The following is a 26,968-nucleotide window of genomic DNA, read 5'->3' on the forward strand; positions in this document are numbered from 1 at the left end:
TTTCCATAAAAAAGAAGAAGGCTATGCCTTCCTCAAAAATTATAAACTATTATTTGCTAGCTATCGCAGCATCAAGAGCAACGACAATCATATCATTAAAAGTAGTCTGTCTCTCTTCTGCAGATGTTTCTTCTCCAGTTAAAATATGATCTGAAACTGTCAGGACAGATAATGCTTTTCGGCCAAATTTTGAAGCAATTGTATATAGAGCAGTTGTTTCCATTTCAATAGCTAGAATGCCGTATTTTGCCCATTTTTCTAACTCGCTGTTATCATTGTAGAAGTGATCAGCAGTAAAGACACTTCCTACTTTTAAGGAAAGACCCTTTTTCGTTCCCTCGTCATACGCTGCTTTTAATAATTCAAAGTCTGCTGTTGGAGCATAATCTACTCCACCAAATGTCATACGATTCATTTGAGAGTCAGTAGAAGAAGTCATCGCAAGAATAACATCGCGTACCTTTACATCTTTCTGGATCGCACCACACGTACCAACTCGAATTAAGTTCTTTACATCATATTCTTGAATTAGTTCATTTACATAGATAGAAATAGAAGGAACTCCCATACCCGTTCCTTGTACAGAAATTCTATGACCTTTATATGTACCAGTATATCCAAACATATTACGTACTTCATTGTAACATGTCACATCTTCAAGAAAATTCTCTGCTATGTATTTCGCTCTTAGCGGATCTCCCGGTAAAAGGATTGTTTCGGCAATATCGCCTTTTTTTGCACCAATATGAACACTCATGTCTATTACCTCCTTGTTATGTACCGTTATTGTACGTGAAATAACGAGCTGTTGCAATCTATCACATGTATTATTCGACATACTTTGCAAAAGATACTACTACAAAGTCTTCTATTTAGACTTTTACAATTCATTTGCTAAAGGAGGTAATGACATGGGTAAAAAGGAGAGAAACAGATTAACACCTAAGAAAAATAATCATGTCTCTGAAGCTGCGTTAGAAACATATTCAGTAGCTCATGAAAAAGAGCATAATTCAGAAAAACGTAAAAATGGTCCTGGCAATCATATGCGAGACTATTAACGAGAAATTCTCAACAAACGAAGTCTAGGAATTTTTTCCCAACCTTCATGTTGCAGCTGATAGTATTCATGACCTTCTAAACCTTTATCAATAAATACAATATCGCCTAAATTGATATATCTGCCATTATACTTCGATGGTAATGTATCCTTTACATTTAGTCGCCGATAAATCGTTTCTAACACATCTTCCGAAGAGGAAGACGTCATTACACCTCTATACACCTGACGGTAATCAGAACGTACTCCGTATCTAGGTGATTGAAAAACAGTGACGTCAAAATCCGATTCTTTTAATGAGAATTGTTTTTTTACCAACAAGAAAAAACCTCCTCACACCGAGTTATACGTATATATTCGGAGTATGAGGAGGTTTTACCTTTGATGAAAAATTTGTTTTTTTGACTTTTAATGCCTACACTTTAGAGATTATGTCGATAAATTGATTCGTAACACTTGTAGATGATCTAGTTAAGTGAACACGGTGATAAGATTCATCCATATCCAGCGCTTCAGCTAGCCACCCTCCTAACGAATTACCTCTTTTATCTAGTTCTACAACTCCTTCTATAGAATCATCAGATAAGTGAACAATATATAGTTCAATCTCATCAAATTTAGAGCGAAAAGCTCCTGATACTGGAACAAATTCGAATTTTTGAACAAACGGTAGGTTACTTCTCATCCAACGAGGTGCTGCTTCACATTCCACCTTACGAAGCTTGAAACCTTCATTTTCTAAGCCTTCCATCAATTCTTTTAATATTGGTAATGGACTAATTTCGATGAAATCCTTATCTTCTGGATCAATTGCACCTTTGATATCCATTTCTGTTTCTAACCACACTCTAACACTGCCATAAGTAACTGGAACTGTTGCAGGGATTTGTAATGTAAAATCTAACAGCTTCTCTTCTCTTGCTTTTAATGAGAAATTATCTGTGACTCTGACTTTATGAATGACTGTTGGGATTTTTTGTTTATGATCATCTTTTTCTTTTTCATACACAGTTTTAACGGCAATAGTAATACCATCCATCTCTTGATCTACTGTTCCACCTGTTAAAAGAATTTTTCCGCTAACTGTTTCTCCCTGTCTAACTCGAGAAGTAGACAGTTGAGCATCAACTGTAGCTCCACCTACACCAATTTTCGCTAAAGCTCTTTGAAAAAACGACATATTTTCCCCACCTTTAATATTTTCCTTTTATACGTATTTACTGACTAGTTAGTTTCACTAATTATCTATTATATATGATTATTTGAAAATAAATTTTTTTTTTCAAAACTCATCGTTTCTCTTGAATCGATCCCAAAACGAAGCAAGAGCCATACCAATGTATAACACTCTACATTCGTATAGCTCTTGTGTTTTTTTATTCGTCAAATTCATCAATAATCGCTTTTTCAATGAGGTAATCAAAAACGATATCTGCGAGTTCTTCCACTTCGTCCTCCGTTGGTACAAATCCACGTTTCATTAGTTGTTGATAAAAAAACTCTGCCATTTCTTCGGTGTCAATAATTACTTCCATTTCTCGCATACCTCATCGCTCCCTTCCTTTTTCACATATATGACAAAAGAAAAGCCTGTATGACAACAAAAGATCAAGCGTGTTCATTTTCAGATGAAAGTTTTTTTAATTGCTTTAAAATAGTTCGTAACATTTTCTCATATTTCTCATCACCAAACATTTTATATAGAGTTCGATAATCATTGTATGCATCTAATAATTTATCTACTGCTACTTTCCCAGCATAACGTTGAACCGGAAACACAACTTGTTTTTTTGGCGTTTTTGTTTCTTGTACTGGGAATTGGATGCCATATTTACTCGTGAGTACATCTGCTTGTTCAGCATCTGCAATTAATGTAATTTCTTCCTCATCAGCCTCTAACCAATCTCCATCAGTCATTCTTGTTAATTCATAAATGACATCTTCCCAAGCATCTTCTTTATATCTCCATATCTCCGTTCGAAATCCAACTACCTTAAATAAATCTTGCCCATATCCTGTAACTTGAACGATGTCACCAAAAAAGAATTTATATTCAATGTCAATTTGCTCTCTTTCCACTAAGGAGCCTTCATATTCAGATACTGGAATTAAGACTTGTTCTTTAAATAAACCCTCACTATGATTAATTTCATATAAGTATTTACCATCAATCGTCTTTATCTCGGTGATAAAGCCCACCGTACCGTAAATGACAATGACCACTTCTTCTCCAACTCGAAATTTTGGTTTCTTCCGCTTTGACATGGCCTCCTGTCCCCTTCATCCTATGGTTTTATAGTATATGCAAAAAAATCAAGAAGGGGTATGAACGAGAAAAAATAGGCTTGTTCTTCATTGTTGAAGTGACAAAGGTTTAAAAGAATCTCCTCTCAGGTAACATACCTTCCCGTAATGGAAAAATAAATTGTTACTGGCTACGTATAAAACAGAGACGTCCACAAAAGAAGTGAACGTCTCTGTTTTATCTTTGACTACGATATGTTTCGTAATATTCCCATGCTTCATCAAAAATGGACATAGAGGAAAGGTACGGAGCATTAAGTTCTAAATAATTCGTTAATTCTGAGTAGCTAGTAGATTGTCTTGGAAACAGATGATCATCATAGGCACTATTTGCGAAATGACCGATTTCTGATTTCGGGGACGGATCTCTGTATGACATTAAAAAATGATAAAAACTTTTATTCACAACTTGTCCAAACCTTTCTTGAAACTCTTTCTTTGTGAAAGGCTTCATGTATTTATCTTATATTGTAAAGTGGTTATGATTTTTTGCAAGGTATATGCAGGAACTAGTTGTATTTTTAATATTGAGATTCCGTTATGATCTAGCTAAATCACGTTCCTCTGCTTGTCAACGCTAGAAAAGAAAAGAAAAGAAAAATTTAAATTTACTCATCTATGATCAGACCACATCACGAGGCGAGCGATGAGTTGTTACAAGTCACGTAACAATTTTTTTATCTATAATTGAAAGAATTTGTAGAAAATTCTACCTTCAGTCTATACAATAGACCTATGCCCATAGACACATAAACCATTCAGGAAGAGGGGGACCTTATGAAACGTTTACTATCAAGCATTAAAAAGGGAGAAAAATCACCAAAGATTAAGAGAAAAGTAAAAATGCCAAAATGGAATATTGGCTTTTTACGAACTATTAGTGGAAAAGTGTTGTTTTCCTTTGGATTACTAACTACTCTACTTATTGTGTCTTCTGTTGTAAGTTATGTAAATAACCAAAAGCTTGCACAAGAGATTACAAACGTAACAGAGCGAGATATGCTAGTTAATACCAAAATGCAAGAGCTTTTAAGGGCACTAATAGACATTGAGCTGGGTCAACGAGGATATGTCATCACAGGTAGTGAAGACTCCCTTACTCCCTATAATAATGGTAAAGAGACTGTAGAATCTTCCATTACCGACTTAAAGTCATCAGTTACTAACGAAGAACAGATCTCTAGGTTGGAATCCATTTATGAGAATTATAACTTTTGGGTAGGGTATGTAGATCGTGTGGTAGAAACAAGACAATATAATGGCGCTCAAGCCGCTTCTCTCCTGTTGTCCTCTGGTCAAGGCCAAACATACATACAAGAATTACGTTCAGAAGTTGAAACACTTCTTTCTGAAGAATCTAATCTAAGCAAAGAAAGAATTGCGTCTCTAAATAGTCAGGTACTTATTGCACAAGGAATTACAGGTATACTTTCTTTATTATCTATCATCCTAGCATTTTTCTTTGCAATAACGTTATCAAAAACAATAAAAAGAACTGTTAATACTATTAGTTCTTCCATACTGGAAATTGCAAATGCTGGTGGTGACTTGACTAAACGAATTCATGTTACGTCAAAAGATGAACTAGCAGGCTTAGCCAATGACACAAACCTTCTTATTGAAGGAATTGCAAAATTAGTTAGAGAAGTTGCTAGTATGTCAGAACACGTTTCTGCAAGTAGTCAACAGTTACTAGCCTCTTCCGAAGAGACTTCTAGAACAATCGAATCTATCTCTCAAACAACACTAGAGATTGCATCTGGCAGTGAGGAAACATCAACTAAGATGCAAGACGCCCTTGGTAAAATGAGTACTCTTGAGGAATCAACGAATTCACTTCAATCACAAACCGTACAAATGGAACAATCTTCATCATCAATGCGTCAAGCTGCTGAAGATGGGAGAAACTCTATTGATCATGTAGTAAACAAGATGAACCAGCTTCAATTCGTTTTAGGAAGAAGTAATGATACAGTTCAATCATTAGGACAAAAATCTACAACTATCTCTTCCATGATTAAAGGAATCACAGATATTGCGGATCAAACGAATCTTCTTGCTTTAAATGCAGCTATTGAAGCGGCAAGAGCAGGACAGCATGGTAAAGGATTCGCAGTTGTAGCCGACGAAGTAAGAAAATTAGCTGAACAATCACAAGTTACAGCAAATGAAATTACGAATGTTGTAGCTTCCATTCAAGAAGAGATAAAAACATTATTGTCTCACAACGATGAAAACATGAAAGAAATGAAACAAAGTGTAGATAGTTCATTAGAGACAAAGTCAGTCTTTGAAACCATTTTAAGTCAAATTGAAAAGACGACTGCCGATATTGCAAACATCTCATCTCATATATACCAAACCAAATCGTTGAGTGGAGATGTAAAAGGTGCTTTTGATTATGTCTCTCAAATCGCTAAGACGACTGCAATGAATTCGGAGCAAACGGCAGCTGCATCGGAAGAAGGATCTGCAGCAATGGAACAAATGACAGCATCAGCTGCTGAACTTTCTAGACAAGCGGAAGATTTACAGCGTCTAGTAGGCAATTTTAAAATGTAATTTTGTACATGTAATTAAAAAAGGATTGCCAATTGGCAATCCTTTTTTTCTAGCTCCTAGTGTGCAGGTGCTCGGGAAAGTTCAATAGCCCTCCGGTGGCTGAAGAGCTGCCTCCTCGGTCTCTTGAACTTTCCTGCCGCACCTAAGCGCACGCTAGGAGCTTTTCTCTTTGTCTAGCTCCTGGTGCGCAACCGCTCGGAAAAGTCCAAAAGCCCTCCGGTGGCTGAAGAGCTGCCTCCTCGGTCTCTTGAACTTTCCTGCCGCACCTAAGCGCACGCTAGGAGCTTTTCTAATCAATCACAATTATAGTTGTAGCATGCGCCAATAATGATTAAAAGAATAAATAATACTACAATCAAAGCAAACCAATTTGAATTTCCGCATCCACCATAACCGTAAGCTGGGTAAGCTGGGTATCCACATTCGTAACCGTACATGTGTAGTCACTCCTCAGATGTTTTGTTTTCTCTTACAGTCGTATCATATGCACTAAGGGCAAAAGCGGACTGTGTATTTGCCTAATTTTTTATTTTGGGCTAGGCTATGTAAGTTTCGAAAAGAAAACATTAGTGATAAGAACATGGTAAGGATGGTGTTTTATTCTTCAAATAGTAATAAAGGAATTACCCATCTAAGGAAAGAGCAAACTACTATGCTTGAGATATGTAATACATCGACTCTTCACAAAAAAGTCAAAAACCACAAAATGTGATTTTTGACTTTTTTTCATTTATTTAGCTGTAACTGTCATAATTGAATCTTGGCCTGCTGTAACTGGTTTTCCTGTTTCTGTCTCTACTGATGCTAGCTCATCGCCATTCGTAATGATGATTGGTGTTACAGTAGCTTTTGCTTTTTGTTTCACTAGTTCCATATCAAAAGTAACTAGTGTATCACCAACAGAAACTTTATCCCCTTCTCCTACATGTGCTTCAAACCCTTCCCCTTTCATACCAACTGTTTCTAAGCCGATATGAATAAGAACTTCCGCACCATTTTCAGCTTTTAAGCCTACTGCATGTTTTGTAGGGAAAACTTGCATAACTTCACCATTGACAGGCGAAACAACTTTTCCTTCAGTAGGTTCAATTGCTACTCCGTCACCCATCATTTTTTGAGAGAAAACTGGATCTGGTACTTCTTCTAAAGAAACAAGCTCTCCTGTTAATGGTGCTTTTATTGCAATTCCTTTTGGTGCTTCTTCTTTTTTTCCAAATAATTTTTTAAACAACTTATATACACACCTTTCTATACTATGTATTTACACTAAATTTAATGGAGTAAAACATGTGAATATATACACACACTTGAAGAATTTTACCATAAGTTATTTTTGGATGCCATGAAAAGCTTTCATGTAAACACTTTCATCTATAAATTACTCAACGATAGAAGATTTCTCCAACTTTATCGCAAATAATTACACTCATTTTCGAGCCACTAAATTAGTATTTACTTATTTTTAAATAACTTAACATACTCTCCGTATCCTTCTTCTTCCAATTTATCTATTGGAACAAAGCGAAGCGCAGCAGAATTGATACAATAACGTAAACCACCTGCTTCTTTAGGGCCATCTGGAAAAACATGGCCTAAATGTGTCTTGCCTTCTTTTCCTCTCACCTCTGTTCGAATCATAAAATGTGAAAGATCTTTTTTCTCTTCAATTTCATGTTCCTCTATTGGTCTTGTAAAACTCGGCCATCCACAACCAGCATCATATTTATCACGTGAATGGAAAAGTGGCTTTCCTGAAACAATATCTACATAAATACCATCTTCAAAATGATTGTAATATTCATTTTGATATGGTGGTTCTGTTCCATTATTTTGGGTAACCTCGTATTGTATAGGTGTTAGTTTTTTTAATTTCTCTTCTCTATTCATTATTTTTCCCCCAATGCTTTTCAATAAAAGCTTTTCTACCAGAGCCTGTTTGATAAGAATTGTACCTTGCTGGGTTCTTTTTGTAAAAATCTTGATGATATTCCTCTGCAGGATAAAACTTAGAGGCACTTGTTATTGGTGTAACGATTGAGCTAGTAAATTTTCCGCTTGACTCAAGCTTTTGTTTTGATTGTTCGGCCTTTATTCGTTGTTCTTCATTATGAACAAATATTTCGGTACGATAACTTGAACCTCGATCATAAAACTGCCCACCTGCGTCTGTTGGATCAATTTGTTGCCAAAATAGTTCAAGTAATGTTTCATATTTCATAATTGTAGGATCAAATGTAATTTGTACCGCTTCTGTGTGTCCAGTAAGATTTGTACATACTTCTTCATAAGTAGGGTTTTCTTTATGCCCCCAGTATATCCTGAAATGACGGATTCAACTCCTGGATATTGGTCAAATGGTTTAACCATACACCAAAAGCAGCCTCCTGCAAAAGTTGCTTTTTCCAATACACTCGCCTCCCGCTGATTTTACTTTTAGTGTACCCCTTTTTAAGATAATTCTCTAATCATCCGACTTCTAAACACCAAACAAGACTATTCAGCATATCGTATAGGCGTATCCCTATAAAGGAGTGGAAGTTATGAATCAAGATCAATTATTTCAAAAAGCAGCAATGTATGATTTATTATCTTGTTATTACAAATACAGTGACCCCACACTTCACGTGAAGTATTATGAAAAACATCTTAAGTATATGCACAAAGCGTTGCAAACAGTTAGAGGTACTTCTCAGCAAGGTGGCTTAGCTTACGTTAGAGCATTACACGCAGCTCCAGATGCACCAGCTGTAGATATCTTCGTCAATGGTAATCGTGTCCTTACTAATGTTAAGTTCGGTCAAATCAGTGATTACTTACCTCTACCGGCCGGGTCTTACCACATTGACATTTATCCTACTGGTAATCAAACCACCACTGTTATCAGTAAAAAAGTAAAAGTAGAGCCAAACCAAGTACTAACATTAGCTGCAATAGGATTAGGAAACTCTCTACGTTTACTACCTTACGCTGACGATCCGTTTGTTCCAAATAACGAGACAAAAGTTCGTTTTATACACCTTTCTCCTGATGCACCAGCAGTAGATATTGCTGTAAAAGGAGGAGATGTAATTTTTGAAAATATCTCTTACAAGCAAGCAACTGATTACTTAGGATTAACTCCTATGACTGTTAATCTTGAAGTACGTATTGCAGGTACAAAAGACGTCGTTCTAGACGTGCCAAACGTAAGCTTAAGTCCAAATGAATCCTATACTATTTTCGCACTGGGAAAAGCAAGTGGTTCACCTGAACTAGAAGCAAAACTTGTAAAAGGGTGATTTTTTCAGGAATTTATACAACACTCTTTTCTTAATAGTCTTGCAGGACACATGACACCTAATTCAATTCCTCTCATGATCCCTGAGAGAATTGCACAATACGCCTACCAGTTGTTTTTTTACATTAGATATTTACAAAAAAGAGCTTAGTCAAAGCGTTTACTTCGACTGAGCTCTTTTTATTTTGGTAGTTCAATAGTAAATTCTTGATTCTCTTTTGATAAGTCAATGGAGGAAGCTTTGACCTTTGTCCCATTTTTTAGTTCATGTTCTGACAAAGCAACATAAATAATGTTTTCAGAAGGCATGACACGAACCCATTCAGGAAATTCGTATTGTCGATCAATGTACCCCATGATATAGGAAATAGGCACTTTAAGACCACCTACTTGAAGATCATCTGCTTGTAAGACAACGTCTCCATTTTCTTGTGCTTCTGGAATAAAGTCTACTTGCATTTGAATCGTACTCGAAAATACAGGTACTTCTCCTTTAAGCTTCACAGCATCCTCTATTTCGATATCATATTCTATTTCTCCAACGGCCCAATCTTGAGAAGACAAGGTGTGATCAATTAGTTTATTTAGATCTACTTTGTTCAACGAGATGTTAAATTGTGTTCCATTTACTTTTGCACTGCTTGGTGCAGAGATAAAATTGCTTTTTGTAGAAGTGGCACTAAAGAATAAGAATAGGATAGCTACCATATTTAAGGCGAGCAAAATCCAAAACGCAAAAGCCCACGGCGAACGCTTTTTATTCATCTTTTCCTCCTGTTGATATTAATCTAGATGAGCAGACCACTCTTCATAAACCCTGTCTGCAATTGCTTGATACCCTATATTATTTGGATGAAAGTAGTCATCATAAAGTAAAGACATATCTCCTGATTGAAATAAATCCGCTATAGGAACAAAGTGAACACCTGAATATTCACTGACCATTTTACTTGTAGTATGATTCCATAAATCCATTATTTGCTCTACTTCTTGTATGTTAGAAAACCATTGTAAGAATGGATTATATAATCCAATTACCATAATTGGTGCAGTTGGATTTTCTTCCCTTATTACCTTCAGTATAGCATTTATATTTTTCTTATATACTTCATTTGCTTCAACAAAAGGTTCCAAAGTCAAATTAAACATATTCCCACGAACGACAGACATGATATCATTTCCACCTGTTGTTAATAAAATTAAATCAGCTCGAGATATCGCAACTCTTGATTCTTTCTGATTCACAATGTTTAACGTTTGATGAGACAAGTGGCCTCTAATTGCGAAATTATCTATTTTTACATCTTTAATTTCAGGTTCTTTTACTAATTTTTCTTCAAAACGTCCTACGTAACCTCTTTTACTCTTACTATCACCTAAGCCCTCTGTCAGAGAATCTCCAAATCCTACAATCTGATAGTCTTTAGGGAAAAATTCTTCCTCTGGTGTCTTTTTCTCTTCGATGTTAAATTCCCTAACCAACGTTTCCACTGCTGAAGAAGGATTACATGATGAAAGAGTAAAAACAGCAAGAATAAAGAACAAAGTAACTCTTTTCATGATGGATACTCCTCTTAAAATTTTTTCACTTCTAATGGTAAATCCTTATATTAGAAAAATGAAGAACTAGTTTTCATAATCATGGTTATTTTCGTACGTAAGTTTGTATTATAGCATCTCGGTTAAGTTTCCGCTAAGATTTAGATTTAAATTCCGACATAATCTGCGAAAGATAGGCATTTACGTCGATAGATGTCGCGATTCGATGAACGGGCCAAAATTCTTTATCTGGCGTTTGTCTAAAATCTCCAAAAGTAGCTCCAAAAGAACAACCGCGTTGGGTACTCACTTTTACAGGAACCTTTGTATACTCTATTTTTGCATTTCTTTGGGTTGCCCATAATGCAACTAGGTCATGAATAGGACTACCTTCAATACCTGGGTTACTTTTACTATAAAATTCATAGTAATAATTAATCATCGGAGCGATTAATTGTCCAACAGGGTCATCTACCTTCACATAATAATCATCAAGTTCTTCTACAAATTCAGGTTTCAGAAGCGCTTTCATTGTCACATCTAAAGGTATGATATCAATTGGAATGGTACTTAATTCAAAGATGATATTTGCAGCTACAGGATCTGAGAACACATTCGCTTCCGCTACGGGTGTAATATTGCCTGGGACATTAAAGGCTCCACCCATAATAATAATTCTCCCTACATTTCTCATAGTTTCTTCGTATAATAAATAAGACGTAGCTAGTGAAGTGAGTCTTCCTACTGATACAATCGTTAAGTCCTTGCCATATTCATCCATGACTTCTTTCACCTTAAAAAAATTCTCTAAAACATAATCATTACCATCTTCAGCTGGTATAAATGGTCCTAGTCCCACTGGACCATGAATGTCAGGAAATACTTCTTGATCTATAGCAGTCATTGGTTGACTAGCCCCACCTATTAACGGTAACTCTACTTTTAAAATGGAGGATAAAAATTGCGCATTTCGGATAGCTGTTCTTTTCGATACATTACCGTAATCAGCTACAATAGCCACGATCTCTACTTCTTCACTGTAATAGCCATATAATACTGTAATAACATCGTCTACTCCAAAATCACTAAAAAGTAACACCTTTGCCATTCAAGACACCCCCATATTAAAGGTATGACGACTGGTGCAGCTTTCATGAGAGAATTATACAAATTATTAATTTGTATAATTTTACATATATAACCAAAATACTTGCTATTCTATTACCTATGGAAAGTAAAAAAGAGGTAGTCATCATACAGAATTAACTGTACATAACAACCTCTTTTCTTGAATTTAGCTTTCCCAACGATACATAAATCCAATTGTTCCTGGCCCTGTATGTGTTGCGATTATTGGTGTGGTGTAACCCACATTCTCCACCTTAAACTGAAAATCTTCTTCAATTTTTTTCACTAAAGCTTCTACCAGTTCATCATTTCCCGCATGAACTAAGCCAACTTCTAGTAGTTTCTTTCCCTCCAGATCGGATTTCATTTCTTTAATTAGAGTTTTAACTACTTGAGAATAGCTGCGAACTTTTCCAATAGGGTTGTAAACACCACCAGATAAATCAGCAATCGGTTTAATGTTTAATAATGACCCTAGTAGAGCTTGTCCTTTTCCAATACGGCCACCTTTTACTAAGTTTTCTAACGTATCCACAACGACAAATAACCTTGTGTTCTCTCTAACTTTAGAAATTTCTGCCAATATTTCTTCTTTATTCTCTCCTGCTTTCACCATCTCAACAGCTTTTAATACTTGGAAACCTAACGCTCGGGAAATATACTTTGAATCAATAACTGTTACATTTGATTCCGTCATACCTGCTGCCGTTTCCGCGGAGTTAACCGTTCCACTCATACCGCCAGTCATATGTATAGAGATGATTTCAGACCCATCTGCACCCAAGCGATCGTAAACTTCTAAGAACTCTCCAACAGGTGGTTGGGATGTTTTTGGAAGTTCTTTAGCTTCTTTCATTTTAACTAAAAAGTCTTGAGGTGTAATGTCTAATCGATCTCTATATGTCTCACCATCAATGGTCAACGAAAGAGGAACAACGGTAACACCTAAACTTTCTAAAGTTGCAATATCCAAGTCAATTGTAGAATCTGTTACTATTTTTATAGTAGTCAACTAAATCACTTCCTTATATTTATGTTCATTAAGTAAGACGCTCTCGAACAAAGGAAGAGAGCGTCCATTCGATCTCTAGCTTACTAGGCATTATTTTTTAACATTGATTCTTCATAAATCAATACATAATCTTTCCATTTAATACGTTGTTTTAAATACGTGCGAAAAGATACTTCAGATATGGTTTGATTATCTTCATAGAGGTTCTTAAACAAACATTGAAGACGCAATTGAACGAAAAAGTACTTTGAGTGTTGCTCTGGTAACATCGGAATGTCTGTGACTTTGACTTTAGCTCCGTTTGACCGTTTAAACTCCACGCTCTTCGTCAACAAAATATCAATCCTCTTTTTCTTTTATTATACCTTAATTATACAGGTATTGTCATGAAAGAGTACCAATTAATCTCCATATATACTATATGCCACTAGTAGAAATTCTTTCCCATTCTTCTTTCATTTTTTCATGTAAGATGCTATTTAATTCTTTTTGGTCAAGAGAGATGACTTCATCTCTTGTAATCTCTGGAAGTATAGAAATGGTAACTTGAGATGGTTTTATGGCAGGTTTTTGACGTTCGAAAATAGCAGCTGTACCACTTATTACTATTGGCACAATAGGCACCTCTGCATCTTTAGCAATACGTACACTTCCTGATTTAAACTCTCCGATACCTTTTCCTAAACTTCTAGTACCTTCTGGAAATACTAATAAAGAATGTCCATCTTTTAGCTGTTTTACACCTTGTTTAAGAGCAGCAACGGCTTGTCTACGGTTTTTTCGATCTACAAACAAGCATGACATTACTTCCATCCAATCACGGATAAGTGGAACTTTTTTCACTTCCACTTTTGACATTAATCCGAATGGTTTTTCTACATAGCCGATTAATACAGGAATATCAAAATTACCCTCATGATTACTTACTAATACTACAGGACCATTCGGTAATCCTGCTTTATTTATTACTTTTACACTGCTTCCAGTAGTATGTAAGAACGACCTAGCCCATTTTTTAGGGATTGTATGTATTTCTTGATCTTTTTCCACCGTTGAACGTTCACTTAAACTAACTTTTTGGGCTTTACGTAAAGATGGAATACTTAAAATTAAATACATACTTAAATAAACAAAACTCCAAATTAATCTTAACATTATACTTTCTTTACTCCTTTTTCATCCGTTCATAAACATAAAATGTATGATCATACTTATTTTTCTCATCACTTTGATGAAACTCTTGAAATACTACTTCCCATTCCTCTTCATTAACAAGTGGAAAAGTTGTATCTCCTTCAAAGGATGCATGAATTTTGGTTTGATAGATTTTCTGTACGAAGGGAAGTGCATACGCATAAATTTGCCCTCCACCAATGATAAAAACTTCTTCTGATATCTTTTCATACTGTTTTATTTCCGTTATATCGTGAACAACTGAGACATCTTCGTCTCTGTCCCACTGCTGCCTAGTGATAATCGTATTCTTTCTATTTGGAAGAGGTTTACCTATGGAATCAAAGGTCTTTCTACCCATAATGACATGATGACCACCTGTCACTCGCTTAAAATAAGCTAAATCGTTTGGTAGATGCCACGGCATATCTCCATCAAGACCAATAGTATTGTTTTCATCACAAGCATAAATAATAGATAACATGTTATCCCCCTTAAACAGCCACAGGCGCTTTTATCGTTGGATGCGGATTATAACCTTCTAATTGAAATTGAGTTACTTCTAAATCTGAAAACCCCTTCATTTCCCCACTAATTTGTAAAGATGGTAAAGGTCTCTCTTCTCGGCTCAACATCTGATTCACTTGATCTAAATGGTTTACATAAATATGTGCATCCCCAATGGTATGAATAAATTCTCCAACCTCTAAATCTGTCATCTCTGCAATTATGTGGGTTAATAATGCGTAACTTGCAATATTAAACGGTATACCTAAAAAGACATCTCCACTGCGTTGATATAAATGACAAGACAATTTGCCTTCTGCAACATAAAATTGAAACATAGTATGACATGGCGGCAAAGCCATAGAAGGAATATCTTCAGGATTCCATGCAGACACAATTAATCTTCTAGAATCAGGATTATTCTTTATTGCTTCTACAAGTTCTTTTAACTGATCGACCGTTTCTCCTGAACTAGTTTTCCATTCTCTCCATTGCTTCCCGTAAACGTTCCCTAAATCTCCAAATTTGGCAGCAAAGACATCATCTTGTAAGACATGGTTCCGGAAAATCTCTAATTGTTGTAGGTAGCGTTGCTTAAAAGAAGAGTCTTCTTCTGCTCTTATTCCAAAGTTGGTCATATCTGGCCCACTGTACACATCACTTTCGACCCAGTTTTTAAATGCCCACTCGTCCCAGATATGGTTGTTATGTTCTAATAGATAACGAATATTTGTATCTCCTTTTATAAACCATAAAAGTTCTGAAGCGATTAACTTAAAAGGGACTCTTTTGGTGGTCAACAAAGGAAACCCTTCCGACAAATCAAAGCGCATTTGATGACCGAATATACTAATCGTGCCGACACATGTTCTGTCCTCTTTTTTTGTTCCTTCCGATAAGATCTTTTCACATAATTCGTGATAGACTTTCATGTTACCATTCTCCTTTATCAATAGTAGTTAGGTAGTCATACATTTTTGGTGCATGTTCTTTCAACTTCATTCTCCTATCTTCTGAATGGTAAAAATAAGCAAAAGACTCTGCGAAAAACTCAGATTGATAATCTATAAAATATCGTTTATTAGGAAATAAAATACTAGCTTCGGATTTCCAACTCTCATATTGGGTAACATGATGCCAAGCAGAAGTAAATAGGTAATTATCCAGTGAATGGGCAAATTCATGTAATTCTAAATTTACCGAGCCATGTCCTTCTCCTTTGTCACTATGCCCTACCTTAGCATATATTACTTTCCCCCCGCCAATTCCAGGTACGTCATCCCAAGTAGTTTCTGTATTCTCATATCCTCGAGGAGTCAGATTTTCTAAATGCGTTGTGGAAGGGAACTGAGTAAGCTTCCCTTGGAAAAAGTGAATACGAAGTCCTGCATTATAGGCATCTCTTAACACTCTAGCTGGTATTTTATCTATCGTTTGTACCATTTGATTTACATCAGCACTATCAGCCTTCTCTACTGGTACATAGATCATTTGTTTGAGTGGCCAGTCTGACCGTAAGTTCATCTCATGATAATAAATACTCTCATGTAAAATAAGACCTTTTGGATTGGTTCTTTCATGACCTGACATTAAAAATGTCCCAAGAAGTAATAAAACTAGTAATCTTTTATCCATAAAAATCACTCCAGTCCTTCTTACTATTATAGAACATATAGAAGAGATACGGAATACGATATAGGAGGAAATCATTAGGGAGGATTGGAGATGTTACAAAAAAATATCTTTCTTTTGTTCTTTCAATGGGTAAGTGAACAAAGAGTAATTTGGATTGATTTTGTGTTATTTAGTGTCATTTTCTCTTTACTGTTCCAGTCTTTATTCTCTAATTCGCTTCAAGTTTTATTGTTTGGACTGAGCTTATATCTTATTTGCAGCAGTTTTTATATGGTTTTCATGTTAGTGAAGTTTTTGTTAAAAAAGAGGAGAGCATCGAGACATCGTGTTTGAAAATAAACAAAAGTAAGTACATTCCATGCAATCATGCTGTGTTTTTCTTTACTTAGACAATAAAAAAGGTGCACTCTTTAGAAAAGTGCACTTTTTTCCATTTATTAAACAATTGTGCTCCATTTAGGAGGTGTTTGCGTATCCCAATAAATAACACCTAAATCATGGTGTGTTTGGAAGTTGTCGCTTCTTGTATGATAATGGAAATTAAAATAGTATCCTTCTTGAGGTGGATGATCCCTTCTCACGTGGAAACGGATAATATCCTCGTTCGTTTTTTCATTATAGATGTGAAACCATTTTTCTCCTAAACCGCCAGCTGGTTTTTCTGTAATAACTAATTGAGCTATTTCTTGTGGTGTAAATTCTTTGGCTGTTTCATCAATAGCGCGGTGTATCTGTGGTAAAATGACATCTGTAAATTCATTGGCAATAACAGGGCTAATTTTTTCGCCAAATTTCACATGGGCTTGCTGTTCTGCTTTTTCCATAGCTAATGCAACAAAGTCATTATGTAGGTCTGTTTCTATTGATTCTATGTTTTCAATGGAAATGTCTAAGTCTTCAGCTAATGAGACCGGCTTTGTATTTTCCGTATCTTTGGCATTAACTGCATTCAAGTCTTCTAGTAAAGCAGATGGCGAGACTAAACCAAATGTAGCGATAGATATAGAAACAACTAAGGCTTTTTTCAACCAATGAAACATCTCGCAATCCTCCTCTACTCTCATTTCTATTAGTATACTATGAAGCTTGTAAATTGTTAATAAGTAAGCGTTAACATTCATACTATTGTAATATTTCTTACCTAGATGAAAAGGTTTAATCAATCATGAGTGTGCATATACTAAGGTATCTATAATTAGGAGGTCATACATATGATTTTAGTGGAGATTTTCTTGTTGGTAGTATTAGCTGGTGTAACAACTTTGTGTATTGTTGATTGATAAAACATGTTAAAGAGGAACGGACAAAATCCAAAAGTGACTGCACAGGGATTTCCGCTGCAGGGGGACGCTTTCCACGGGGCGGGTTGCTGAGCCTCCTCGTCGCGATAGTTCGCGCTCCTGTGGGGTCTCAGTAACCCACCTTTCCCGTAGGAGTCGCCCCCTTCCGCTCCAATCCCAAAATATTTATATTGGTGGGCATTAATTCTGCAATTATGTATCACATTTTACAATTTAAGTAAGAAAAAGATGCATTCAAAAAGAATGCATCTTTTTCTTTGTATTCCTTATCTTTTAGGAACATCAATATACCCAAAATGAAATAACGCGGTTTTTCTTTTTATCACTTGAAACGGATATTTCGTAAAACGACTGGACTGATAGTGGTCTTTTAATACCACTCTATGCGACGCTACTCTCAATGCTTCCGTTATGGTCTCATCGAATACATCTTCTCCATATGCTATCGCTCTAATCTGGTTAATTCCGTTCGATTCCGTAATTTCTGTTTCAAACATTGGGTCAAGATACACAATATCTACATCGTTCATTTGTCGACTTTTCAAGAATACAAGGTGATTTCCTTGCCGTACATCAATTCTCCTACATGCATGTAGAAAATCATCTGCACCTTCCTGGTAAGAAGCAAGCCCTTGTTTCACTATGTGAGCCAATATTGGATTTGCCTCTATCCCAGTTACTTTTCCTTTCAATCCTGTTACAAGAGATGCAATGATAGCATCTGAGCCTAATCCAAGTGTGGCATCAATTACTTTCATCCCCTCTCTTAACGCACATGCTTCTAGAAAAGGATCTGACTCTCCCCTAAAGATTCGTTTAGCCCTAAACATTGCACTATTAGGATGAAAGAAAATAGGTTCCAGTTGCCCAAGAGGAAACCACTCTTCTCTCTCTTTCCCAACGACGAATACATCACAGGAATATCTCTTTTGTAAAGAAGGAATTGATTGCTTTTTTCTCTCTACAAATAAAACATGAAAAGAAGCTGCTATCCTCGCAGCTTCCTCTTCTAATTCTCTAGTTGATCGATACGCAGTGGTGACAATAAGGTTAGGAGCAAAATTCACGATATGCTTTCCCTAAATTATTCATAATGTCTTCCATCGTATGATCTTCAATGTCTTCACGAGGAATAAAGTGAACTACCTCTTGACCTTTTAACAAAGCAATAGAAGGAGAGGATGGTTCATATCCATTAAAGTAAGAACGCATCGCTGCTGTTGCCTCTTTATCTTGACCAGCAAAAACAGTTACTAAATTCGCAGGTGTTTTTTCTTCTCTAACAATACTTTGTGTTACAGCTGGTCTAGCTAAGCCTGCAGCACATCCACAGACAGAATTAACCATTACCAATGTAGTACCTGATGTACTTTCCATGTATTTTTGTACTTCTTCTTCGGTAGTTAGTTCCGTAAACCCTGCAGTAGTTAATTCTTGTCGCATTGGAACTACCAATTGTTTCATGTATTCTTCATATGCATTCATTATTATTCTTCCTTTCCTTTTCTGGCTTCTGTCATTTGTTTCCACACAGAACCTTTTGCTTCTTCTCCATCTTTAATTCTAGCAGCGGCCATTTTGGCTTGTAATGCTACTTCGAATTCCTCATCTTTACTAGCTTCTTCTAGGGCTGTTAACGCTGTTTCATCTCCTACTTCATATAGGAACATGGCAGCTCTCCAGCGAACTAGTTTGCTTTTGTCTTTTAATGCTTTCATCATTGCTGGAATACCTTCAACAAAACCTAAGTCTGAAAATGTATCTCCAGCAGTTCTTCTAACTGCCATGTTTTTATCTAGCATAGCTTCTTCTAACAAAGGAATAACTTTTGGCGATTCTATCATCCCTATATATACAACAGCAAGTCTTCTAATGGAAGCTTTCTCATCTTTTAATGCTTTTTGTAGAAGTGGAATATCCTCTTCGGTAGGGTCTTTCATTGCATCAAGAAGACGAAATCTCTCTTGCCAGTCAGGATTTTCTAACATATCTTCTGTTAAGGTGATTTTTTCTATTCTTTGTTTAACAGGTCTTGTACCTGCATTTTTTGCTTGAGAAACTAATTCATTTAATCTTTCTTCGGTATAGGAGGCTTCTATTTCTTCTGCAATTTGAGCAGCTACTTCTTCTTCCTCTCCATAACGAATACCGTACTCTTTCCATTTACGTAGAAAAACCACGTTATCTCCTGGTAATTCAGCGTCTTGCATGGCTTTTAAAAATCGACCAGAAAGCTGGACTCTTTTCTCTGTTTCTGAAGTAGATATTTTCACTTGATAAGGAATTTCTTTAAACTGAAGAACTGAGACTTGCACTTCACCGAAGTGATCATCTATTTTAGTCTCTTTTTCACTTGTTTCTTCGTTCTCTTCTCCTAATACTCGTCTAACTTTTGGAAGAATTGTTTCCCAATCTATCTTCGGATGTCGTTCTAAGGCTAGGAAGTCTGCAACATGATAAATTCCTTTTACACCTTCAATAGAAAAGAGAGAATGAATCCAATCTGGTGCACCATCAAGCTTGTCCTTTGAGTAATTAAAGCTTTTCCCTGCAGGAAGAGAGGTATCTAAAATTATCTTCATAGAATTTGGACTGGGTGTTGGCTCAATTCCAGTAATATTCACTTTCAATCGCCTCCATTTTAATTATTTTGTTTTTCTTCTAATTCCGACCATCTTTCAATCAATGATTCTAGACGTTCATTCGTCAGGTGTTGCTCATCAAATAACTGTTGAGCTTTTTCAAAATCACTTCCAACCCTTTGTAATTCTTCATCTATTTCAAGTAGGCGTTCTTCTAACTTTTCCATTTCAGGTGTTAGAGCTTCCCATTCAATTTGTTCTTTATAACTTAGGCGTTTAGTAGTAGTAGTTTTTCTTTCTTGTTTTACTGGAGCAATCTTTTCTACATTCTGAAGATTTTGCTTCTTTTCTCTTTCTGCTTCACTTTCAAGAAACTCGGTATATTCCCCTAAGTAATGTTCAATTACTCCGTGACCACGGAAGACGAGTAAGTGATCTACCACTTTATCTAAAAAGTAACGATCATGTGAAACAGTAATGACAACTCCTGAGAACTCTTCTAAATATTGTTCTAAAACAGTCAACGTTTCTGTATCTAAATCATTCGTTGGCTCATCTAGCAATAAAACATTCGGCTTTTGCATCAATAACTTTAATAAATAAAGTCTTCTTTTCTCTCCACCTGAAAGCTTTCGTACTAGCGTTCCGTGTGTATGAAGAGGGAATAAAAACCTTTCAAGCATTTGCGCTACAGAAATGGCCTCGCCTTCTGAAGTATGAACCACTTCTCCAGACTCACGCACGTATTCAATCATTCTTTGATCACCGTTAACTGGTTCCATCGTTTGTGTAAAGTAAGCAAATTTAACCGTTTGTCCAACTATTCTTTCCCCAGTATCTATACTTAACGTACCAGCAATGATGTTTAGTAACGTAGATTTCCCTTCACCATTTGCACCTACAATACCAATTCGGTCACCAGGTTTAACTAAAAGGGAGAAATCTTTTACAAACTCTCTATTATGAAATGACTTAGAGATGTTCTTTAATTCAACCACTTGTTTCCCTAACCTAGCTCCCTGAACGTTCATATCTACTTGTTGCTTGCCGTTATCCTTACTTAAGGAGTCTTCAAGGTTTTCAAAACGTTGGATTCTAGCTTTTTGTTTTGTCGTTCTAGCCTTCGCTCCCCTTCTCATCCAAGCGAGCTCATTGCGGTATAAATTTTTCCTTTTAGCTGAAGTTGCCGCTTCATTCGCTTCCCGCTCTGCTTTCGCCTGAATAAATTGTTGGTAGTTGCCTTGATAACTGTAAAGTTGTTTATTAGACAATTCAATCATTCTTGTTGTAACAGAATCTAAAAAGTAGCGATCATGACTTACTAGCAATACTGCATTAGGATAATTGTTTAAAAAATGTGTAAGCCATTGAACAGATTCTGTGTCCAAATGGTTAGTTGGCTCATCTAAGATTAACAGATCAGGAGTCTCTACTAAGACCTGCGCTAATGAGACACGCTTTTGTTGTCCCCCTGATAATTCACTCATTTTTTGATGAATTTGACTAATTCCTAACTTCGATAAGATAACTTTTGCATTTGCATTCGCATCCCAAGCATTATACGTATCCATTTCTTTCTGATAGCGGAAAAGCTTTTCCTGTTTTTCTACACTTTCAGGATCTTCTTGGAGCTCTGCTAACGCAAGTTCATAGTTTCTCATCGTTTTCATGATAATAGACTGACCTTTAAAAACATGTTCAATCACCGTTTCTTGCTCATCAAAAGGCATATCCTGCATGACATAGCCAATGGAGTAATCATTTGCATGAATTCTATTACACCCGTCTCCATCATCTAATCTTGCAATCATGGCTAAAAGGCTTGTTTTACCAGTGCCATTAATTCCAATTAACCCAACGCGTTCCTTTTCTTGTATGTGAAAAGATACGTTTGTAAACAGTGTCTTTTCACCCACTGTTTTCGTTGCATTTTCCATCACATACGTATTCATCCTACACCGTTCCATTCTTTCATAAATTGTAAAAGAAATTGCTCCAAGGTCTTGTGACGCTCCATAGCTAATTTCTTTCCGTTTTTTGTATTCATATTATCTTTTATTAGTAAAAGTTTATCATAAAAATGATGTAGTGTTGAATGTCTTGCATTCTGCCCAATTTCTCTATCTTCAACTGGTAATGGAATGGTGGAATCATAGAGAACATTTCCTTTGCTACCACTGTATTGAAAAGTTCTAGCAATCCCAACAGCACCAATGGCATCTAACCTATCAGCATCTTGTACAACCTTTCCCTCATCGGATAAAGGTTCAGAAATCTCCCTTTTAGAAAAAGAGAGATTTCTGATGATATGCATGACTTGCATGACTTGTTCCTTCGATAGACCAATTGAGTATAGTTGTCGTTCTAGTTGTTTGCTTGCCTTTTCTACATCTTCTACCAACTTTTCATCAATACAATCGTGAACGTAACAAGATACGAGCACCACTACTTCATCCACATTCATACCTTTCATTATCAGCAAAGCGTTTTGAACTACTCGGTTCATATGATCCATTGCATGTCCAGTTGTGTCATCTCGTAGTGATTCAAATGCAATCTTTTGAACGTCCATTAACAGTCTATCTTTCATTAAGTTCATTAGAATAACCCCATAGCATTCCCATTTTCATCTACATCCATCTTTAAAGCAGCAGGCTGTTTAGGTAAGCCTGGCATTGTCATAACATCACCAGTTAATGCAACAACGAAGCCAGCTCCGACTTTTGGTCGTAACTCTCTAACAGTAATCACAAAGTCTGTTGGTCTCCCAATTTTAGTTGGATCATCCGATAAAGAAACAGGTGTTTTTGCCATACATACAGGGAAGATACCGTAGCCTTGTCGTTCACATTCTACTAACTGTTTTTTTGCTTTTGAAGTAAACTCTACACCCTTTGCCCCATATATATTCTTTGCGATTTTTTCCATCTTTGTTTGGAGGGAATCACTTACATCATAGGTGTGTGTAAATGAGCAGTCCTTTTTTAATAGAGGAATGATTTGCTTTACTAGTTCTTCTCCTCCAGCGCCACCTTTTTCCCATACTTCTGTTAAGGCAAATCGGACTCCATTATTTTCGCACCATGATTTGACTACGCTTACTTCCTCTGGTGTATCGAAAATAAATTTATTTAAAGCTACAACTGGTTCAATGCCGAAGGATTGTACGTTTTCTACATGCTTAGCTAAGTTCATTAGCCCTGTTTGTAAGGCATCAATATTTTCTTCTTTTAAAGAGTCCTTCTTTACACCACCGTGCATTTTTAACGCTCGAATAGTCGCCACGACAACTACTGCAGATGGATTGGTCTCCGTAATTCTCGTTTTTATATTAAGAAACTTCTCTGCTCCGAGGTCTGCACCAAAACCAGCTTCCGTTACTACGACGTCTGCAAGAGATAATGCGGTTTTTGTGGCAATAACAGAGTTACATCCATGTGCGATGTTTGCAAAAGGGCCTCCATGAATTAATGTTGGTGTTCCCTCAAGGGTTTGAACCAAGTTTGGTTTCAAGGCATCTTTTAATAACAGCGTTAATGCACCTTCCACCCCTAAATCTTTCACTTTAACCACTTCTCGTTCGTATGTATAGCCAATAACAATGTTAGAAATACGCTGTTTTAAATCTTTCAAGTTTTTTGCAAGGCATAAAATCGCCATAATTTCAGAGGCTACTGTGATGTCAAATCCATCTTCACGCGGCACACCTTGAATAGGTCCACCCAACCCTACTAGTACATTTCTCAGAGCACGATCATTTAAGTCTACTACTCTCTTCCAAAGTACACGCCTCGGATCGATGGATAATGTGTTCCCTTGATGTATGTGGTTATCAATTAGAGCGGAAAGAGCGTTATTTGCTGTCGTGATAGCATGTAAATCACCAGTAAAATGTAAATTTATTTCATCCATTGGGACTACTTGAGCGTAACCCCCACCGGTTGCCCCACCTTTAATTCCCATCGTTGGCCCTAGTGACGGCTCTCTTAATGCAATCATAGTTTTGTAGCCCACTTTCTGGAATGCATCTCCTAAACCGACTGTAACGGTTGATTTCCCTTCACCTGCTGGGGTGGGATTAATTGCGGTTACTAATATTAATTTCCCTTCTTTTTTACCTTCCAGTGAGTTTAGCAAATCATAAGAAAGTTTCGCTTTATATTTACCATACATCTCTAGGTTCTCTGCACTTAAACCTACTTTTGATGCGATGTCTTGTATAGGAATCATTTTTGCTTTTTGAGATATTTCAATATCTGTTGGTACGTTAGACATACTACTCCTCCTAATATAGATAAATTATTTTCATTCTTTTTTCCTTATTTAGCTGATACATTAAAAATTAACAAAAATAGATGAATTCCGTTAATAATCCCTTTACATATAATTGGTAACATTAAAGCATCGTAAAGGAGGTAAGACCAAATGAAATCAACACCTTCTATTCTTATATTAACTGCTCAATACGGAACAGGCCACTTACAAGTAGCAAAAACCGTACATGATTCATTTAAAGAAAAGGATGGACATCTTGTTCATCAATGTGATTTATACGAAGAATCCTATCCAGCCATGTCAATCATTACCCAACAAATCTTTCAAAAAAGTTTCACAAAGGTAGGAGCCCCTATTTATAAAATGTTTTATTATGGTACAGATCGATTATCAAAGAAAGGATTATCTTATTTGTACCAACATTTAGGGAAACAGAGAATGAAAGAACTCATGCAAACCATTAATCCAAACTTAGTACTTACTACCTTTCCTCTTCATGCACCAAATGCACTAACAAAACAACCTTGGTGTAAAACTCAAACGGCAACTATTATTACAGATTACTGTTTACATCCACTTTGGATACATCAAAACATAAGTCGTTATTTCGTAGCTAGCAAAGAAGTCGAAGATAAATTACTTATGTCTGGTATTAAAAAAAACAAAATAACCATTAGCGGTATTCCAGTAAGAGAGGCTTTTCTACAACCTGTCTGTAAAGAAGAAGTGTATCGACGTTTCAATCTAGATTCTTCTAAACAAACCGTACTATTAGTGGCAGGAGCGCTAGGTGTTGCCCAAGATATCCCTACTCTTGTAAGAGAACTTGCTATGATACCTACTATTCAATTAATTGTCGTTTGTGGTAAAAACAAATTCTTACAAGAAACCATTCAACACAGCTACAAGAATTCTCATGTAAACATTTTTGGATATGTGGAGGAAATGCACCTACTATTGGAGGTTGCTGATATTTTCATTACAAAACCTGGTGGTGTCACCATTACAGAAGCTGCAATTAAACGTACTCCCCTTATCTTTTTCAAACCAACTCCTGGTCAAGAAAAGGAAAATGCTATGTATTTTGTACAAAAAGGAGCAGCATTTATCGCCCAGACAAACAAGGATATCTTAGATTATACAACTTATCTTTTACATCATCCTATAGCTAGAATAAAAATGAAAGAATCTTTAGGGGAAATTGCAAAACCAAATGCAGCTTACAGAATAAAAGAAGAAATAAAACAACTTGCTAGGCAAGACAGGACCATTCAAGCAAGGAGGGTTTTATAGTGGACACGAGTACACATATGATCACAGGGATTGGGATTGGATTACTTGCCCAATTAGACCCTGTACTTGCTACTTCCAGTACAGCCAAAATAGCCGCTATAGGTGCTTGCATTTTTGGTTCGAATGCTCCCGATTTAGATTATATATGCAAAATGAGAGGAAATGCCTTTTACTATAAACATCATCGAGGTTTATCGCATTCTATTTTTATGTTACCTGTTTACGCTATCATTTTAGGATTGCTTTCTCTATTCGTTTTTGATGTCCAACTTTCCATACATTTAGCCTTATGGTCTTTCTTTGCCGTGCTCATCCATGTAGCCAGTGATTTATGTAACATCCATGGGACACAAGTTTTGCGTCCTTTTACAGACAAGTGGATAGCTTATGATGTCATCCCCCTGTTTGACTCCATTATATTTTTCTCTCATATAATTGGAATTCTACTCGTGTTTGTAGTAGGCACATCCGCTGGCGTCACTTTTCTATGGATTTATGTGGTATTACTACTCTACATTTTTGGTAGATTTTTAGTAACAAACGATATAAGGCATCACTTATCGAATCATTATCCAAACGCAGAAAGAATTAAATTAATCCCATCTATGAGCTTAATTAGTTGGCAATTCATTATAGAAACAGAAGAATCTTATCTTCTAGGATCTTTTTTTAACAATCAGGTAAAAATTGAACAGACTATTATGAAACAATCCATTTCTGAAAACATCATCAACCGTTCAAAAGAAGAAGAAATTGTATCATCCTTTCTATTTAGTTCACCTTTTGCTATTCCATTAACAATTGAACGTAAAAATGGAGTAGAGATAAGGTGGATAGATTTACGATTTAGAAAAAAAACATTTTTCCCTTTTATGGCCATTTCTATTTTTCATAAGCAGAATGATCAAGTATCAAGCTATTCGGGGTGGTTCCACACTCCTTCTCAGGTAAAGAGAAAAGTAAGACAATTAAAAAAGGAAAATGTACACATTTAAAAGAATAGGAAAAAGCGTTCCATCCATACTACCTTTATAGGAGGTAGAGCTTATGAAAGACTATGTTTCTAAAGTAGAGTTTCACCCAAATGGTTTTATTACCAATGTATATACGACTGATGGCCGTATTATCTCTTATCAAAAGGCAATCCTAGAGCACGAAGAAGGTTCTTTAGGTGGTTTAGAAGAAAGTGATGCATTATCCTATATGAAAAGAATGGAGTACTAATTTTCCTGTTTTAAAGTACACGAGAAAAGAGGCTTGTACCAAAACCGAAAGTGACTGCATAGGGATTTCCGCTGCAGGGGGACGCTTCCCACCGGG

Annotated in this window: 32 protein-coding genes and 1 pseudogene; 7 read left to right on the top strand and 26 right to left on the bottom strand. The window is 36.2% G+C overall.

Annotation, left to right across the window (positions count from 1 at the left end; translation table 11 throughout):
• Positions 1 to 49: 49 nt before the first annotated feature.
• Positions 50 to 757: a purine-nucleoside phosphorylase gene (gene deoD / locus G8O30_RS06345; RefSeq protein ID WP_239674134.1), complete on the bottom strand. Its 708-nt coding sequence runs from the start codon at positions 755 to 757 to the stop codon at positions 50 to 52.
• A 154-nt stretch (positions 758 to 911) separates the two neighbouring features.
• Between deoD and G8O30_RS06350 the strand changes: the two genes are divergently transcribed.
• Positions 912 to 1,061 carry a hypothetical protein gene (locus G8O30_RS06350; protein ID WP_239674135.1) on the top strand — a complete coding sequence of 50 codons (150 nt, stop codon included), beginning with the start codon at positions 912 to 914 and terminating at the stop codon, positions 1,059 to 1,061.
• Here G8O30_RS06350 and G8O30_RS06355 read toward each other — a convergent pair.
• The 5 genes from G8O30_RS06355 to G8O30_RS06375 all read right to left on the bottom strand — a co-directional run bounded on the left by G8O30_RS06355 (position 1,058) and on the right by G8O30_RS06375 (position 3,818).
• A complete protein-coding gene (locus G8O30_RS06355) occupies positions 1,058 to 1,381 on the bottom strand; it encodes a YodL domain-containing protein (RefSeq protein ID WP_239674136.1) in 324 nt (107 codons plus the stop codon). The two genes, G8O30_RS06350 and G8O30_RS06355, sit on opposite strands and share 4 nt — an antisense overlap.
• A gap of 94 nt (positions 1,382 to 1,475) precedes the next feature.
• The gene (locus G8O30_RS06360) at positions 1,476 to 2,240 is read right to left on the bottom strand and encodes a sporulation protein (protein ID WP_239674137.1); all 765 of its coding nucleotides are present in this window, start codon (positions 2,238 to 2,240) and stop codon (positions 1,476 to 1,478) included.
• A 196-nt stretch (positions 2,241 to 2,436) separates the two neighbouring features.
• Complete coding sequence (locus tag G8O30_RS06365; RefSeq protein ID WP_239674138.1) at positions 2,437 to 2,604, bottom strand: YozD family protein; 168 nt, start codon at positions 2,602 to 2,604, stop codon at positions 2,437 to 2,439.
• A gap of 64 nt (positions 2,605 to 2,668) precedes the next feature.
• A complete protein-coding gene (locus G8O30_RS06370; RefSeq protein WP_239674139.1) occupies positions 2,669 to 3,325 on the bottom strand; it encodes a hypothetical protein in 657 nt (218 codons plus the stop codon).
• Positions 3,326 to 3,542: 217 nt separating this feature from the next.
• The gene (locus G8O30_RS06375; protein ID WP_239674140.1) at positions 3,543 to 3,818 is read right to left on the bottom strand and encodes a YozE family protein; all 276 of its coding nucleotides are present in this window, start codon (positions 3,816 to 3,818) and stop codon (positions 3,543 to 3,545) included.
• Between the two features lie 323 nt (positions 3,819 to 4,141).
• On the opposite strand from G8O30_RS06375, the gene G8O30_RS06380 reads away from it, so the two are divergent.
• On the top strand, positions 4,142 to 5,926 hold the full coding sequence (locus G8O30_RS06380; protein WP_239674141.1) for a methyl-accepting chemotaxis protein: 1,785 nt from the start codon (positions 4,142 to 4,144) through the stop codon (positions 5,924 to 5,926).
• Positions 5,927 to 6,219: 293 nt separating this feature from the next.
• Here G8O30_RS06380 and G8O30_RS06385 read toward each other — a convergent pair whose 3' ends face one another.
• From G8O30_RS06385 to msrA, 4 genes and pseudogenes are all read right to left on the bottom strand, one after another.
• On the bottom strand, positions 6,220 to 6,363 hold the full coding sequence (locus tag G8O30_RS06385) for a YjcZ family sporulation protein (RefSeq protein WP_239674142.1): 144 nt from the start codon (positions 6,361 to 6,363) through the stop codon (positions 6,220 to 6,222).
• A 293-nt stretch (positions 6,364 to 6,656) separates the two neighbouring features.
• Complete coding sequence (locus tag G8O30_RS06390; RefSeq protein WP_239674143.1) at positions 6,657 to 7,157, bottom strand: PTS sugar transporter subunit IIA; 501 nt, start codon at positions 7,155 to 7,157, stop codon at positions 6,657 to 6,659.
• Between the two features lie 221 nt (positions 7,158 to 7,378).
• Positions 7,379 to 7,813 carry a peptide-methionine (R)-S-oxide reductase MsrB gene (gene msrB / locus G8O30_RS06395; RefSeq protein ID WP_239674144.1) on the bottom strand — a complete coding sequence of 145 codons (435 nt, stop codon included), beginning with the start codon at positions 7,811 to 7,813 and terminating at the stop codon, positions 7,379 to 7,381.
• Positions 7,806 to 8,293: pseudogene (gene msrA / locus G8O30_RS06400) on the bottom strand (peptide-methionine (S)-S-oxide reductase MsrA). The gene msrB and the pseudogene msrA overlap by 8 nt, the downstream one beginning before the upstream one ends.
• A 173-nt stretch (positions 8,294 to 8,466) precedes the next feature.
• On the opposite strand from msrA, the gene G8O30_RS06405 reads away from it, so the two are divergent.
• Positions 8,467 to 9,204, top strand: coding sequence for a DUF4397 domain-containing protein (locus tag G8O30_RS06405; protein ID WP_239674145.1), 738 nt, complete (start codon positions 8,467 to 8,469; stop codon positions 9,202 to 9,204).
• A gap of 179 nt (positions 9,205 to 9,383) precedes the next feature.
• Here G8O30_RS06405 and G8O30_RS06410 read toward each other — a convergent pair whose 3' ends face one another.
• From G8O30_RS06410 to G8O30_RS06450, 9 genes are all read right to left on the bottom strand, one after another.
• A complete protein-coding gene (locus G8O30_RS06410; RefSeq protein ID WP_239674146.1) occupies positions 9,384 to 9,968 on the bottom strand; it encodes a YpmS family protein in 585 nt (194 codons plus the stop codon).
• Between the two features lie 18 nt (positions 9,969 to 9,986).
• Positions 9,987 to 10,763 carry an SGNH/GDSL hydrolase family protein gene (locus tag G8O30_RS06415; RefSeq protein ID WP_239674147.1) on the bottom strand — a complete coding sequence of 259 codons (777 nt, stop codon included), beginning with the start codon at positions 10,761 to 10,763 and terminating at the stop codon, positions 9,987 to 9,989.
• A 133-nt stretch (positions 10,764 to 10,896) separates the two neighbouring features.
• Complete coding sequence (locus tag G8O30_RS06420; RefSeq protein WP_239674148.1) at positions 10,897 to 11,850, bottom strand: nucleoside hydrolase; 954 nt, start codon at positions 11,848 to 11,850, stop codon at positions 10,897 to 10,899.
• Positions 11,851 to 12,036: 186 nt separating this feature from the next.
• Complete coding sequence (locus G8O30_RS06425; RefSeq protein ID WP_239674149.1) at positions 12,037 to 12,882, bottom strand: DegV family protein; 846 nt, start codon at positions 12,880 to 12,882, stop codon at positions 12,037 to 12,039.
• A gap of 83 nt (positions 12,883 to 12,965) precedes the next feature.
• Positions 12,966 to 13,214 carry a DUF2535 family protein gene (locus G8O30_RS06430; RefSeq protein ID WP_239674150.1) on the bottom strand — a complete coding sequence of 83 codons (249 nt, stop codon included), beginning with the start codon at positions 13,212 to 13,214 and terminating at the stop codon, positions 12,966 to 12,968.
• Positions 13,215 to 13,299: 85 nt separating this feature from the next.
• Positions 13,300 to 14,037: a lysophospholipid acyltransferase family protein gene (locus G8O30_RS06435; RefSeq protein WP_239674151.1), complete on the bottom strand. Its 738-nt coding sequence runs from the start codon at positions 14,035 to 14,037 to the stop codon at positions 13,300 to 13,302.
• Between the two features lie 10 nt (positions 14,038 to 14,047).
• Positions 14,048 to 14,539: a dihydrofolate reductase gene (locus G8O30_RS06440; protein ID WP_239674152.1), complete on the bottom strand. Its 492-nt coding sequence runs from the start codon at positions 14,537 to 14,539 to the stop codon at positions 14,048 to 14,050.
• A gap of 10 nt (positions 14,540 to 14,549) precedes the next feature.
• Positions 14,550 to 15,494 (bottom strand): thymidylate synthase, encoded by a 945-nt coding sequence (locus tag G8O30_RS06445; protein WP_239674153.1) that lies wholly within the window; start codon positions 15,492 to 15,494, stop codon positions 14,550 to 14,552.
• Position 15,495: 1 nt separating this feature from the next.
• Positions 15,496 to 16,197, bottom strand: a complete 702-nt coding sequence (locus G8O30_RS06450; protein ID WP_239674154.1) for an anthrax toxin lethal factor-related metalloendopeptidase — start codon at positions 16,195 to 16,197, stop codon at positions 15,496 to 15,498.
• 90 nt (positions 16,198 to 16,287) lie between these two features.
• On the opposite strand from G8O30_RS06450, the gene G8O30_RS06455 reads away from it, so the two are divergent.
• Positions 16,288 to 16,530 (top strand): hypothetical protein, encoded by a 243-nt coding sequence (locus tag G8O30_RS06455; RefSeq protein ID WP_239674155.1) that lies wholly within the window; start codon positions 16,288 to 16,290, stop codon positions 16,528 to 16,530.
• A 104-nt stretch (positions 16,531 to 16,634) separates the two neighbouring features.
• On the opposite strand, the gene G8O30_RS06460 is transcribed toward G8O30_RS06455, so the two are convergent.
• From G8O30_RS06460 to G8O30_RS06490, 7 genes are all read right to left on the bottom strand, one after another.
• Positions 16,635 to 17,237 carry a YpjP family protein gene (locus G8O30_RS06460; protein ID WP_239674156.1) on the bottom strand — a complete coding sequence of 201 codons (603 nt, stop codon included), beginning with the start codon at positions 17,235 to 17,237 and terminating at the stop codon, positions 16,635 to 16,637.
• Between the two features lie 527 nt (positions 17,238 to 17,764).
• Positions 17,765 to 18,565 (bottom strand): class I SAM-dependent methyltransferase, encoded by an 801-nt coding sequence (locus G8O30_RS06465; protein ID WP_239674157.1) that lies wholly within the window; start codon positions 18,563 to 18,565, stop codon positions 17,765 to 17,767.
• The gene (locus G8O30_RS06470; RefSeq protein WP_239674510.1) at positions 18,549 to 18,986 is read right to left on the bottom strand and encodes a BrxA/BrxB family bacilliredoxin; all 438 of its coding nucleotides are present in this window, start codon (positions 18,984 to 18,986) and stop codon (positions 18,549 to 18,551) included. The genes G8O30_RS06465 and G8O30_RS06470 overlap by 17 nt, the downstream gene beginning before the upstream one ends.
• Positions 18,986 to 20,122 (bottom strand): conserved virulence factor C family protein, encoded by a 1,137-nt coding sequence (locus G8O30_RS06475; protein ID WP_239674158.1) that lies wholly within the window; start codon positions 20,120 to 20,122, stop codon positions 18,986 to 18,988. The genes G8O30_RS06470 and G8O30_RS06475 overlap by 1 nt, the downstream gene beginning before the upstream one ends.
• Positions 20,123 to 20,139: 17 nt before the next feature.
• Positions 20,140 to 22,032, bottom strand: a complete 1,893-nt coding sequence (locus G8O30_RS06480; RefSeq protein ID WP_239674159.1) for an ABC-F family ATP-binding cassette domain-containing protein — start codon at positions 22,030 to 22,032, stop codon at positions 20,140 to 20,142.
• Positions 22,029 to 22,679: an HD domain-containing protein gene (locus tag G8O30_RS06485; RefSeq protein ID WP_239674160.1), complete on the bottom strand. Its 651-nt coding sequence runs from the start codon at positions 22,677 to 22,679 to the stop codon at positions 22,029 to 22,031. The genes G8O30_RS06480 and G8O30_RS06485 overlap by 4 nt, the downstream gene beginning before the upstream one ends.
• Positions 22,679 to 24,355 (bottom strand): formate--tetrahydrofolate ligase, encoded by a 1,677-nt coding sequence (locus tag G8O30_RS06490; protein WP_239674161.1) that lies wholly within the window; start codon positions 24,353 to 24,355, stop codon positions 22,679 to 22,681. Before G8O30_RS06490 ends, G8O30_RS06485 begins: the two co-directional genes overlap by 1 nt.
• A gap of 150 nt (positions 24,356 to 24,505) precedes the next feature.
• Here G8O30_RS06490 and G8O30_RS06495 point away from each other — a divergent pair, with 150 nt between their 5' ends.
• The 3 genes from G8O30_RS06495 to G8O30_RS06505 are packed head-to-tail and all read left to right on the top strand — an operon-like array spanning position 24,506 to position 26,872.
• Positions 24,506 to 25,648 (top strand): MGDG synthase family glycosyltransferase, encoded by a 1,143-nt coding sequence (locus tag G8O30_RS06495; protein ID WP_239674162.1) that lies wholly within the window; start codon positions 24,506 to 24,508, stop codon positions 25,646 to 25,648.
• The gene (locus G8O30_RS06500; protein WP_239674163.1) at positions 25,648 to 26,643 is read left to right on the top strand and encodes a metal-dependent hydrolase; all 996 of its coding nucleotides are present in this window, start codon (positions 25,648 to 25,650) and stop codon (positions 26,641 to 26,643) included. The genes G8O30_RS06495 and G8O30_RS06500 overlap by 1 nt, the downstream gene beginning before the upstream one ends.
• 52 nt (positions 26,644 to 26,695) lie before the next feature.
• Positions 26,696 to 26,872: a hypothetical protein gene (locus G8O30_RS06505; RefSeq protein WP_239674164.1), complete on the top strand. Its 177-nt coding sequence runs from the start codon at positions 26,696 to 26,698 to the stop codon at positions 26,870 to 26,872.
• Positions 26,873 to 26,968: the final 96 nt, after the last annotated feature.

Origin of the sequence: Mangrovibacillus cuniculi, assembly GCF_015482585.1 — a bacterium.
GTDB classification, from domain to species: domain Bacteria; phylum Bacillota; class Bacilli; order Bacillales; family R1DC41; genus Mangrovibacillus; species Mangrovibacillus cuniculi.